General features: G+C 67.1%; 8 protein-coding genes. 5 read left to right on the top strand and 3 right to left on the bottom strand.

All coding sequences use genetic code 11. The features are described 5' to 3' along the window. The first annotated feature begins 286 nt into the window (after nt 1-286). Complete coding sequence (locus EJV47_RS14850) at nt 287-3,238, top strand: endo-beta-N-acetylglucosaminidase (RefSeq protein WP_126693949.1); 2,952 nt, start codon at nt 287-289, stop codon at nt 3,236-3,238. 129 nt (nt 3,239-3,367) lie between these two features. Here EJV47_RS14850 and EJV47_RS14845 read toward each other — a convergent pair whose 3' ends face one another. Together EJV47_RS14845 and EJV47_RS14840 are read right to left on the bottom strand one after the other, a co-directional pair. Continuing rightward, nucleotides 3,368-4,213, bottom strand: coding sequence for a hypothetical protein (locus tag EJV47_RS14845; protein ID WP_126693948.1), 846 nt, complete (start codon nt 4,211-4,213; stop codon nt 3,368-3,370). 112 nt (nt 4,214-4,325) lie between these two features. Continuing rightward, nucleotides 4,326-5,888, bottom strand: a complete 1,563-nt coding sequence (locus tag EJV47_RS14840) for a flavin-containing monooxygenase (RefSeq protein ID WP_126693947.1) — start codon at nt 5,886-5,888, stop codon at nt 4,326-4,328. A 311-nt stretch (nt 5,889-6,199) separates the two neighbouring features. On the opposite strand from EJV47_RS14840, the gene EJV47_RS14835 reads away from it, so the two are divergent. The 3 genes from EJV47_RS14835 (at nt 6,200) to EJV47_RS14825 (ending at nt 9,866) form a co-directional block, all read left to right on the top strand. Then, nucleotides 6,200-7,555, top strand: coding sequence for a hypothetical protein (locus tag EJV47_RS14835; RefSeq protein WP_126693946.1), 1,356 nt, complete (start codon nt 6,200-6,202; stop codon nt 7,553-7,555). 240 nt (nt 7,556-7,795) lie between these two features. Next, on the top strand, nt 7,796-8,548 hold the full coding sequence (locus tag EJV47_RS14830) for a hypothetical protein (protein ID WP_126693945.1): 753 nt from the start codon (nt 7,796-7,798) through the stop codon (nt 8,546-8,548). Nucleotides 8,549-8,804: 256 nt separating this feature from the next. Beyond that, complete coding sequence (locus EJV47_RS14825; protein WP_165903771.1) at nt 8,805-9,866, top strand: LamG-like jellyroll fold domain-containing protein; 1,062 nt, start codon at nt 8,805-8,807, stop codon at nt 9,864-9,866. A gap of 314 nt (nt 9,867-10,180) precedes the next feature. Here EJV47_RS14825 and EJV47_RS14820 read toward each other — a convergent pair whose 3' ends face one another. Then, a complete protein-coding gene (locus EJV47_RS14820) occupies nt 10,181-10,759 on the bottom strand; it encodes a GNAT family N-acetyltransferase (protein WP_126693943.1) in 579 nt (192 codons plus the stop codon). Between the two features lie 234 nt (nt 10,760-10,993). Between EJV47_RS14820 and ctlX the strand changes: the two genes are divergently transcribed. Further along, on the top strand, nt 10,994-11,911 hold the full coding sequence (gene ctlX, locus EJV47_RS14815) for a citrulline utilization hydrolase CtlX (RefSeq protein WP_126693942.1): 918 nt from the start codon (nt 10,994-10,996) through the stop codon (nt 11,909-11,911). Nucleotides 11,912-12,056: the final 145 nt, after the last annotated feature.

Genomic DNA, 12,056 nt, shown 5'->3' with positions numbered 1-12,056 from the left:
GAACGGCCAGAATAGCTGGTCCTGTCGAGCCGGGCGCGGCACCTTGCCGGGCGTTAATCGGCTGGTGGAACAGCCGGTACTAGCGGAACAAACACGCGGGATGCCTCTACCTCGCTGGACAGGATGGGCTAGCCGGAGGGTTGATGAGCCAAGCACATTGTTTCAGGGGTTGTTGAACACTTCCCTCTGAATATTTCCACCGAGGGTAGGAAAACGAAAGGCCCCGGCTCTACATTGAGCCCGCAATTGCTTATCACCCCTTCAATCTTCCACCCCTTCGAGTTTGATGAAGCATTTTTACCCCTTGGCGCAATCCGTGCGCAACCTGGGCCGCCGGGCCCGGCGCGGCGGCCGCGTACTGGCCGCCGCGGCGCTGCTGGCTGCCCTCAGCCCCAGCCTGCCCGCCCAGGCCCAGCTGGAGCCCGACGCCCAGTACACCAAGCTGTCGATGGCCCAGTTTATGGCCTGGACGCCCACCGGCCCCACGGCCGTGCCGGCCAACGTGAGCCGGGTGCCGCTGGTCCCGCGCCAGAACTCCCTGGCCAGCCAGCTCAACCCGGCCATGAGCTTCAGCCACAAGGTGAACTACATCCCGGACGGCATGGCCAACTTCGCCGGCTACCTCAACGAGCAGAACCACTTCAACCTCTACAACTTCACCCACTGGCAGTACATCGACGTGCTGACCTGGTTCGACGGCACGGTGGGCATTCCCACGCGGCCCTGGGTGGAAACGGCCCACCGCAACGGGGTGAAGGTCATCGGCACGGTGTTTACCAACGCCGCCGACGTGGCCCTGCTCATCCAGAAAGACGCCAACAACAACTACGTGGCCGCCCAGAAGCTGGTGGACATGGCCAACTACTACGGCTTCGATGGCTGGTTTTTCAACCAGGAGTCGTCGGTGAGCAGCGCCACGGCCCTGGAGCTGCGCAACCTGCTCAAGCAGCTGCAGACCCTGCGGCCCGCCGGCATGGAAATTCACTGGTACGACGCCATGCTGCCCGGCGGCACCGTGTCGTACCAGAACGCGCTGAACGCCAGCAACGCGCCCCTGCTGCAGGACGGCACGACCCGCGTGAGCGACGCCATGTTTACGAACTACTTCTGGTCGGGCCCCACGCTGCTGAACACCTCCGTGACGACGGCCAACAACATCGGCCGCAGCCCTTTCGACGTGTACATGGGCGGCGACCTGTGGCCCGGGCGCAGCAACCAGTCGCTGTTTGCGCGCACCACCTGGATGGATAATTACTTCACCAACAACGACCTGACCCAGCCCAAGCTGTCGGTGGGCTTGTTTGCGGCCAACCTGACCTACAACGCCGGGCTCAACAACTTCAATAGCAACCCGGCCGATTACCAGAACTTCTACCGCACCGAGCAGCGCATCTTCGCCGGCGACGACTACGACGTGACCACGGCCGATGCCTCGGGCTGGAAGGGCTTCGGCCACTACGTGCCGGTGCGCTCGGTTATCAACTCCCTGCCCTTCGAAACCACCTTCACGGTGGGCCAGGGCAAGATTTTCGCCAACAACGGGGCTGTTACGCCGCGCGAGTGGACCGACATGGGCAAGCAGACGCTGCTGCCCTCCTGGCAGTGGGCCAAGACCGGCGCGGCCTCGGTCAGCGTCGGCTACGACTTCGACGACGCCTACTACGGGGGCACCTCGGTGAAGCTCAGCGGCAGTCTGGCCGCCGGCGCCGCGGCCACCGTGAAGCTGTTCCAGACCAAGATTCCCGTCACGGCCACCACTGCGCTGGAGGCCGTGTACAAGGCCGCCGCGGCCGGCCCCAGCAGCACCCAGCTGCTGCTCTACTTCGCCGACAACCTCACCACGCCCGAGGTGCTGGACCTGGGCACGGCCCCCGATGCGCAGTGGAACACCCGCAGCTTCCCGCTGGCCGCCTACGCCGGCCGCGAGCTGGCCATTATTGGGGTGCGGGCTTCCTCGGCTACGGCCGTGGGGGCCTACGGGCTGAACCTGGGCAAGCTGCGCCTCTACAACGGCACGGCGCCCGTGCCGGCGCCGGTGCCGGGCTTTGCCACCGGCAGCACCACCGTGGTGACGGGCCAGCCGGTGACTTTCGCCAACTCCTCCACCAACGCCAGCTCCTTCGTGTGGACGCTGCCGGGCGCTACGCCGGCCAGCAGCACGGCCGTGCACCCCACCGTGAGCTACGCCACGCCCGGCACCTACTCGGTGAAGCTGCGCGCCCAGAACGCCACCGGCCGCGACTCGCTCACGCGCACCAACTACATTACGGTGGTGCGCGCGGCCACGCCCGGCGGCAACGCGGCCCTGCTCTACGACGGGGTGGGCAAGTACGTGGACGCGGGCACCATCAACCTGAGCGGGCCCGCCCTGAGCATGGAAGCCTGGGTGAAGCTGAACTCCTTCAAAACCGGCTCCCCGTTCATTTCCAGCATCATGGGCATTGAAGACGGGGGCAGCAACACGGCCATCCTGCGCCTGGGCGACGCGGGCCTCGCGGCCGACCGGCTGCAGTTCGTGCTCAACACCGGCAACACCACCCGCCGGGTGGCGGCCCTCACCCCGCTGGCCCTGAACACCTGGTACCACGTGGCCGCCGTGTACGACGGCTCGGCGCTGCGCCTCTACATCAACGGCGTGCTCGACAACTCCGCCGTGGGCGTCAACTCCGTCATTGCCAACGCCACCTTCACCATCGGCCGCAACTACGCCAACTCCCGCTGCATCGACGGCTCCATCGACGAGGCGCGGGTGTGGAAGCGGGCCCTCACCGCAGCCGAAATTCAGGCCAACGCCTGCCAGGTCAGCCCCAGCAGCGCCGGGCTGGAAGGCTACTGGAAGTTCGACGAGGCCACCGGCACCACCACCGCCGACGCCACCGGCAATGGCCACACCGGCCGCCTCATCAGCATGGTGCCCAGCGACTGGACCAACAACGTGCCCACGCAGTGCATCACCACCGCCACCACCGGCGCCCGCCGCACCAGCGGCCTGCAGGTGAGCGTGCTGGGCAACCCCGCGCTGGGCCGCCAGGCCACGCTGGAAATCCGCGGGGCCCAGGGCCAGCCCACCGAAGTGGAGCTGGTCAACGCCCTGGGCGCCGTGGTGAGCCGCCGCAGCCTGCGGCCCACTACCGACGCCCAGCAGACGCAGCTGCCGCTGCCGGCCGCGGCGGGCGTGTACGTGGTGCGCGTGCGTACGGCCGGCGGCTCGGCTACTACCAAGCTGCTGAAGCAGTAGCAGTTCGGGCTGCAGACAGTAGCCGCGAAACGGATTTTCGCCGCGGCCACCTGCGCGCGTCCCCACCAACACACCGGCGCCCGTCGACAACTGTCGGCGGGCGCCGATGCTTTTGGCAAAACCGGTGGGCTACTTCGGCTGGCTCATGTACACCACCGTGCGCGGCTCCTCCTGCGCGTAGCTCTGCCACTTGTCGATGGCGCCGGGCAGGCGGGTGAGGTAGTCGGGCCGGTTGGTGTAGTAGAGCACCGAGTCGCCGGCCAGCACGGCGGCCCAGATGTGCTTGTCCTTGTCGATGATGACCATGTTGCCCTCGACGCTGCCGAGCCCGCGCACGGAGGACTCGTACACCGTAGCGCCCAGAAACTCGCTGTCGGTATCCTCGCTCACTAGCTGCGCCGACTCGGTGAAGCGTCGGTAGTCGGCCCCGACCAGCTGGCGGAAAGCCGCATCCTCCGACGGCGTGCGGAAAATGCCCCGGCTCAGCATGGTGGTTTCCTTGGGCTTGGCCGCGGCCGCGCCCCGGCCGGTTTCGCGCCGGTACTCCCCGGCAAAGCTCACGCCGGCCCCGGCCCCGCAGGTGCCCTTGGGCTGCTCCACGGTGAGGGTCGAGTCCTCGGTCAGGCGAAAAATCAGCTGGCAGGGGCCTTCTTCGGGGTTGTCGGCGGAGTAGCGGGAGACGTTTTTCTTCAGCCGGGCCCGGCCGCTCAGTTCCCCGGTGTGCGCCCCGCTCAGGCCCTGTAGCTCGAAGTCGAAGCCCTCGGTGTCGCCCGGGCGGCTGCGGATGGTGAGCGTGCCGGAATCGAATTCGTCGTGGTAGGCCCAGGTGCCCGTCCAGGCCCGCAGGCTGGGGGCGGGTGGCACCGGGGCCGCGGGAGCCGGCGGCGCGGCGGGGGCAGTTTCGGGGGCGCTGCCGCCGGAGCAGGCGGCCAGCTTCAGGCCAAGAAAGGAGCAGGCGGCCAGGAGCCGGAGCATAACGCGGAGCGAAATGGATGAAGAAAGAGCCGCCAAGGTAACAGCAAAGGCCATAACGCCGACGGGCCTGCCGGCTATGGTCGGCAGGCCCGTCGGCGTGAGCAGCAAACGCTTACGCCAGCACCTCGGCCGGCACGAGTTGCTGCACCAGCTGCTGCAGCTGCTCGTGCTGGGGCAGGCGGGCGGCCAGCATCTGCAGCTGCCCGAGCTGCTCGGGGCTGAGCAGCAAGGGGGCGCCGCCGGTGAAGTGGCGCACGTTGCGCTCAAACCGGGCGCGGGCGCCGGCCTGGCGGCCGTGGCCCTCCATGCGGTACTGAGCCGGGGCCAGCAGGCCGAAGAACAGCTCGGCCGCCAGCTCGGGGTAGCGCGGCAGGGTGGGGGCCACGCCCAGCGCGGCGGCAATGGTTTCGGATACGCCCTGGCAGGTGGCCATGCCGCCCTGCTGCCGCAGCTGCCGGCTCTGGGCCAGGCCGGCCTCCATGTCGGCGGCAGTGGGCAGGGTGCGGGCCCCGCTCCAGCAGGCCGCAATCCAGCGCGCCTGCAGCTCGGCCGTCACGAAGTAGGAGCCAATCTGCTGGTACAGGCCCATAAAGGCGAAGCCGGGCAGGGCAGGGTGGAAGGTGAAGTGGTGCAGGTCGAGGTGGTTTTCGTCGGCGTCGACGGTGCGGCGCAGCTCCTCGTGCAGGAAGGGCAGGTGCAAATCGTAGCCGGTGGCCAGGATAACGGCGTCGATGGGCAGCTCCTCGCCGTCGGTGAGGATGGCCCGGCCGGGGGCGTAGGCCCGCACGCCCGGAACGGCCCGGATGCGGCCGGCCTGCACGTAATCAAGGTAGTCCTGGCACTGCGAGAGGCCAGCTTCGAGCACGTTGTCGGCGGGGCGCAGGCCCCCGAAATCGGCGGGGTTGCCCACGGCGCTTAGCACCAGCTGCTTCAGGCCTTCCATGGCCTCGGCCGGTGGCAGAGCCTGGCTCACGTAGGCCCCGAAGCGGCTGAAGGCCAGCTGGTCGGTGGGCAGGCCGTGCATGATTTTGCGGGCAATGTAGCGCGGCTTGCGGGCCGAGGAAATGACCGTGGTATCAGCGTTACGAGCCAGGTCGCTGGCAATTTCCAGCCCGCTGATGCTGTTGCCGACCACCAGCACCCGCTGCCCCCGAAACTGCTCCCGCCCGCGGTACTCCATGGAGTGCAGCACCCGGCCGTGGAAGTGGTCGAGGCCCGGGGTGCGGGGCAGGCGCGGCTTGTTGTAGCGCCCCGAGGCCACGATGACGCGCGCAAATGTCTCCGTCTGCCGCTCCCCGGCCTGGTTCACGGTCCACACCACGTACTGGCCCTCGGCGCCGCGGCTGATCAGCTCCACGCGGGTGTGCAGGCGCACGTGGCGGTCCACGCCGAAGTGGTGGGCGTAGTCGTGCAGGTAGGCCAGCACCTCGGCGTTGGTCGGAAACATCTGGGTGCCGGTGGGGTAGTCGTAGTCGGAAAACGACATCTTGATGTGGCAGGAGTTGGCGTGCATGCCCGGCCACTGCCCGCTGTGCGCCGTGCCAAAGTTCCACTGGCCGCCCAGGGCGCCGCTTTGTTCGATGATGACCGGCGTCAGGCCGTCTTCGAGCAGGGATTTGGCGGCGGCAATACCGGCCGGGCCGCCACCGATGATGGCTACTTTGTCTGTTTTCATAGCAGTTGGGTAGGTTGGGAGCAGGGTGAGGTCGTAGGCCAGCCGGAAGTCAGCCCGGCAGCCCTTCGACGCTGCAAGTTTAATAGTGTTTTGCCGCTGCTGCCTATCACATTTTCATGCGGGTTGCTGCCGGTTGTGGTAGTTATTGCGCTGATAATTAATAATTTGATTGCATTGATGGGTTCGGCTTCTCACATCATCTACCGGCAGGGAAGAACCGTTTCTATGGCTGCCGCGGCCGGCTAGCCCACCGCGGCCGGCTAGGTTTCCTGCCCCGGGCCGCCTTACCTTGGCCGGCATACGCTACCACGATGGGACTTTTCGATTTTTTTAAGCGGCAGCCCGCCCCGGCGGCCGGGGCCGCTCCTTCGCCCGCTCAGGCGGCTTACGAAACCGCGCAGCAGCACTACCAGGCCGAAGATTACCCGGCCGCCCTCAAGGCCCTGGCCGAAGGCTTTCAGCAGGACGTAGATTTCCGTCCACTCTACCCCCTGACCATTGAGGTGCTGGGGCAGCTGGGGGCCGAGGAGGAGCAGCAGCTGTTTCGGACCGTCCAACAGGATTTTCAGCGGCCCGAGCCCTTTGCCGAACTGGGCAGCTACTTCGTGAGCCAGCTGGAGCAGCATTATTACGCCCTGGCCGAGCCCTTTCTGCGCAAAGCCCAGCGCCTGGCTCCCGGCAGCGTCGACGTGGCCCACGACCTGGCTTTGTGCTACGCCCGGCAGTTTCAGGTGCAGCGCGCCTATGAGGAGCTGAGCCGCGTGGCCTACCAGCAGGATTTCTGGGCCTGGTATTTCTACCAGAAGCTGAGCATTCTGCTGGGCCGCACCGCCGAGGTGCCGGCCGCCCTGGCCGCCATCCGGGCCGATATTCCAGCCGATGCCGACCCCATCGTCCCGCTCAAGCTGACCGAGTTGCGCGAAATGGTTGCCCGCTACCAAGCTGTGGGCCAGCCCCGGCCGCACATCCGCGACTGGCAGTTTATCCAGTACGGCAGCGCGGTGCTCGACTGCTTCGAGCCCGATGCGGACGATGAGTACGTGGCCGGCGGCCGCTACGTGGCGCTTTGGCTGTCGATGGAGAACATCCGGGGCATTCTGGGGGCGCTGGCGCAGCTGCTCGCGGGCTTGGGTGCCCGCGTGGAAGCTGTGGCCGCCCTGCCCGACCGCGACTCGCAGATTGTGGCCGAAGCCGCGGCGCGGGTGCTGAGCCTGCCGCTGCTGGATTACGAGCCGGCCCTGACCGAACGGCCCCTGCTCGTCGTGGCGGCTGACTCCGCCTCCTTTGGCGAGTACGAGGAGCTGGCTACCGCCCAGCCCGGTCAGGTGCTGTTTGCCCTCAATCACCACTGGCTGCAGCCGGCCCGTTTCAGCCCCGACGTTATCGGCCTGATGAGCCAGCTGGGCGGCCTGCCCTGGGACGGCTCGGGCATGCGCCTGGTGGAGGCGGAAGGGGAGGAGCCCCGCGTGGAGCACATTCCCGCCGACGAGCGGCCCGCCGCCGACATCGGGCGGGAGCTGGCCGAAGCCGCGCCGGCCGACGTGAGCTTCGACCTGGAGTTTTACCGCCGCCACCGCGCCTACCTGAAAGGCTTCGGCACCGACGCCGGCCCGCACCGGTTTCACTTCATGACCGAAAGCCCCGTGCCCGGCTCGTATTTCAACTAGCCGGGCTGCTGCGGTGCGGGCCAGCTCCGGCCAGCCGGTCCCAAGACAACCAGTTGCTGAGCGGCCGCGCATCCTGCCGCGCTTAGGGCGCAAAATGCCGGCGCCGTGCAAGCGCTGCCCTGCCGAGCCTGCAATGAATTTATACTAAAAGTACCATTCCGGCAGTTGAGCTAGGCGCTGGCCGCTTGGTCAGGACAGCCGGCTGATCCTTGCTCCTTACGCCCATTCTTATTCCTAACGATGCGCAACCTGCTGCTTTTGCTGGCGCTGCTGCCGAGCCTGCGTAGCTGCCTGGCCCAACTGCCCGGCGGGCCCGCCGCGGCCGAGGCCCCCGCCGCCGTTTTTTCCGCTCCGGCCTACCGCGCCACCCTGCACCGCTTCGCGGCGCGGCGGCAGCGGCTGGCGGCCCGCTACCGGCAGGCGGGCACGGCGGCCGGGCGGCGGGCCTGCCTGGCCGAGGCCCGCACCCTGCTGCTCACCGCGCTGGACAGCACCATCTTCCCGGCCTGGGAGGGCACGCCCTGGGCTTTTTACGGGCAGAGCTGGGAGCCCCGCCGCGGCACCATTGCCTGCGGCTACTTCGTGACGACCACCCTGCACGACGCGGGCCTGAAGCTGCAGCGCAGCCTGCTGGCCAAACAGGCCTCCGAAGTCATCATCAAGAACCTCACCGCCGAAGCCAACATTCACCGCTACCGCGACCTGAGTCAGGCCGATTTCGTGCGGGCGGTGCAGCAGCTCGGCCCCGGCCTCTACGTGCTCGGGCTCGACTACCACGCGGGCTTTCTGCGGGTGCGCGAGGGTGGGGCCGTGCAGATGATTCACTCCAGCTACCTGGGCACCGCCGCCGTCACGCTGGAAGCCGCCGACTCCGCCGAGGCGCTGGACTCGAAATACCGCGTGGTGGGCAAAGTATCGGCCGACGATGCGCTGCTGCGGGCCTGGCTGCTGGGCCAGCCGCTGGCCGTGCGCGGCGCCTCGGTGCGCAAGTAGGGCGTGAGGGCAGGAGGGAAAGCGGGTAGGCGTTATCGTCCGGGCTACGCGTAACCGTTACCCCCCTAACTCCCAAACTCCTGCCCGCATACCCGCTTACTCTCCTGCCCTGACACTGCGGCCTGCGTTCAGAAAGGGGTGTAGAAACGGAATAGTTAATTTTTTTAATTAACTGGGGTAGGATAAACGGGGGCAGCCAGTACATTAAGGGCAAAATTCAATGCCACCCCTTTCTTTCATCAACCTTATTTCATTAATGGAGCAAATCTACTCTCCGAAGCAGCCGGCCACACCCACCGGCCCCACCCTGCGCCGCCTCGCCGGCGGTGCCTTGCTGACCGCCCTGCTGGGCTCGGGCCTGACCGCCTCGGCCCAATCGGCCCTGAATTTCAACGGCACTACTAGCTACGTGCAGGCCAATAACGTGACCATCAACGGTCCGGCGACGCTCGAAGGCTGGATTAAGGTGAATGCCTTCAAGACGGCTTTCCCCTACATTACCAGCGTGATGGGCGTGGAAACCACCGGCAACGCCGCCATGATTCGCATCGGCGACGCGAACATCCCGGCTGGCAACAAGGTGCAGTTCATCATGCAGATCGGCGGCACGGAGCGTAAGATCGTGTCCACCGCTACGCTGAGTACCAACACCTGGTACCACCTGGCCGGCACCTACGACGGTACCACCATGCGCCTGTTCATCAACGGCGTAGCCGATGGTACGCTGGCCGCCACGGGCACCGTGACGGGCACCGGGCCTTTCTCCATCGGCCGCAACTACGAGGCGGTGCGCACCACCAACGGCACCATCGACGAGGTACGCGTGTGGACGGTGGCCCGCACCGCCGCCGAAATCAGCGGCAACTCTTGTTCCGTCAGCGCCACGGCTACCGGGCTGGAGGGCTACTGGAAATTCGATGAAGGCACCGGCACCGCCACCACCGCCGACGCCACCGGCCGTGGCCACACCGGCACGCTCAACGGCATGACGGCCACCAGCTGGACGACGGCCATTCCGACGGCCTGCATCACCACTGCCATCAACCCGCGCCGCAACGTGGCTGGCCTGGCCGTGGAAGTGCTCGGCAACCCCGCCCAAGGCAGCGAGGCGGACCTCGAAATCCGCGGCATTCAGAACCAGACCGCCACGGTGCAGCTCGTCAACCAGCTGGGCGCCGTGGTTTCGGAGAAGGTGCTGACGCCCTCGGCTCTGACGACCATGCGCAGCACCCTGCGCCTGCCCGGCGCGGCCGGCCTGTACGTGGTTCGCGTGAGCACCGCCGCCGGCTCGGCTACCACCAAGCTGCTGAAGCAATAGTCAGCCTTACGGCTGATTGGCCAAGGTCCCGTCCCGGTTTCCGGGGCGGGGCCTTGTGCATTCGGGGCCAGGGCGGGCCGGAGCACCGCGTAGAACTCGATAGCATGGGCTTTGCCAGCCGTGCCGCGCAACATTGGGTGCTGACTCTGGTCTTGCTCTGGCTTCGGGACGCCGCTGAAAAAAGTACCCGCAGAGCTTGACTCGCTCCTTACTGCCAGGGTCTGCCTTTGCCTTTGTCGAGCCTCGAAGTCATGTCTGACCTGAAAAAAAGACCGCCCGGGTACCGGGCGGCCTGGGTACGGCTGGTAAGTCTGCTATGCCGAAGGCTGATTATCCGTCGCCGGGGCGCTTTCGGGGGCCGGGTGCAAGGCGCGCCACTCGTCTTCCAGAATGGCCATTTCCACCAGCGTCCAGTACGTGTCGCCGTGGCGCACCACGTCGCGCATCACGCCTTCCCGCTTGAAACCGGCCTTGAGGTAGCACTTGATGGCGGCCTCGTTGAAGTCGTACACGCCCAGGCTGATGCGGTGCAGCCCCAGCTCCTCGAAGCCGATGCGCAGCAGCCCTTGCACCATGCGGCGGCACACGCCCTTGCCGCGGGCGCACTCGTTGCCCACCAGCACCCGCGTCACCCGGCCCGATTTGTCGCGCTGGCTGATGCTGCCCAGGGAAATATGGCCCACCGTTTCGTCGGTTTTGGTGTCGACGGCTTTGTAGACGAACACGTCCGGGTCCCTCAAGTCGTTGGCCCCTTCGATGTACCAGGCCAGGCTTTCCTCGGTGAGCGGAAACGAAAACAACGAGCCCGACCACTCCTTCATCAGCCGCTCGCTGTTAATCCATTCGATGAGCTGGTTGAAGTCGGCCGGGGTAAAACGTTCAAGGCGAATCATAGGCGGGCAAGGTACGGGTTTTTGGAGGGGAGAAGGGGGCGGGTCGGCAGGTAGAAGTTGGGGCGTTGGCGGGTGGGGGAGGGGCAGTCTTCGCTAATTTGAGTTACGGCACAGCGGGCCGTACGTTGGTGGCAACGGCCGCATGGCCATCCTAACGGCGCTGACGGCGCCCCTCGTACCTTTCCTGCCCCAACTCCTGCCCCCATACCCGCCGACCCTCATACCCTAGTGCCCATGCCCGCCCGCACCGTCCTGCTCGTCCGCCCCGCGCGCTTCGGCTACAACGCCGAAACGGCCCCGTCCAACCACTTCCAGCAGCCGCTGGCCGGGCTCGATGCCGCGAGCGTGCAGCAGCGGGCCTTTGCCGAGTTCGACGGGGTGGTGGCCCGGCTGCGCGGCCGGGGCGTACGCGTGCTGGTGTTCGACGACACGGCCGAGCCGGCCAAGCCCGACGCGGTATTTCCCAACAACTGGCTCACCCTGCACGCCGACGGCCGGGCCGTGCTCTACCCCATGTGCGCCCCCAACCGCCGCGCCGAGCGCCGCCCCGACATCCTGGCCGCCCTGGCGCGGGAGTTCAGCCTGCGCGAAATCAGTGATTTGTCGGGCCATGAGGCCGAGGACCGCTTTCTGGAAGGCACCGGCAGCATCATCTTCGACCACACGCACCACGTGGCCTACGCCGCCCTCTCGCCCCGCACCGACGCCGCCCTGTTTGCCGAGGTGGCCGCCCAGCTCGGCTACCGCCCCGTCGCCTTCCGTGCCCACGACACCCAGGGCCAGGCCATTTACCACACCAACGTGATGATGTGCCTCGGCCCCGGGTTTGCCGTAGTGTGCCTGGCCAGCATTACCGATAGAGCCGGGCGCGCCGCCGTGGCCACATCGCTCCAGGCCACTGGCCACGAACTCATCGACATCAGCCCGGAGCAGGTGACGCGCTTTGCCGGCAACATGCTCGCGCTGCAGCCGGCCACCGGCCCCGTGGTGCTGGCCCTTTCGCAGAGCGCCTACGACGCCCTGACGCCGGCGCAGCGCCGCACCCTAGGGCAGTACTGCGAGTTGCTGCCCCTGCCCATTCCCACCATCGAAACCATCGGGGGCGGCAGTGCGCGCTGCATGCTGGCCGAGGTATTTCTGCCCGCAGCCTGAGCCCGTAGGGCCAAAAATGCCGCGGCCGCCCGGACTATTTCGTCCGGGCGGCCGCGGCGCTTGGAGAGAGGCTCGGCGCGGCCAGCCCGACGCGGTTACAGAGAGTAAACCAGGGCCGTGGCGCTGGCCAGCAGCATGAGTAGGT

This window comes from Hymenobacter gummosus (genome assembly GCF_003970915.1).
GTDB classification, from domain to species: Bacteria; Bacteroidota; Bacteroidia; order Cytophagales; family Hymenobacteraceae; genus Solirubrum; species Solirubrum gummosum.
The sequence above is the reverse complement of the archived record's forward strand: the minus strand, read 5'-3'. Positions and strand labels throughout refer to the sequence as shown.

Bases quoted from the DNA above. Each gene is read 5' to 3' on its own strand.
- ctlX (WP_126693942.1), top strand. From the start codon at position 10,994: ATGCCCGCCCGCACCGTCCTGCTCGTCCGCCCCGCGCGCTTCGGCTAC.
- EJV47_RS14820 (WP_126693943.1), bottom strand. From the start codon at position 10,759: ATGATTCGCCTTGAACGTTTTACCCCGGCCGACTTCAACCAGCTCATC.
- EJV47_RS14825 (WP_165903771.1), top strand. From the start codon at position 8,805: ATGGAGCAAATCTACTCTCCGAAGCAGCCGGCCACACCCACCGGCCCC.
- EJV47_RS14845 (WP_126693948.1), bottom strand. From the start codon at position 4,213: ATGCTCCGGCTCCTGGCCGCCTGCTCCTTTCTTGGCCTGAAGCTGGCC.
- EJV47_RS14840 (WP_126693947.1), bottom strand. From the start codon at position 5,888: ATGAAAACAGACAAAGTAGCCATCATCGGTGGCGGCCCGGCCGGTATT.
- EJV47_RS14835 (WP_126693946.1), top strand. From the start codon at position 6,200: ATGGGACTTTTCGATTTTTTTAAGCGGCAGCCCGCCCCGGCGGCCGGG.
- EJV47_RS14850 (WP_126693949.1), top strand. From the start codon at position 287: ATGAAGCATTTTTACCCCTTGGCGCAATCCGTGCGCAACCTGGGCCGC.
- EJV47_RS14830 (WP_126693945.1), top strand. From the start codon at position 7,796: ATGCGCAACCTGCTGCTTTTGCTGGCGCTGCTGCCGAGCCTGCGTAGC.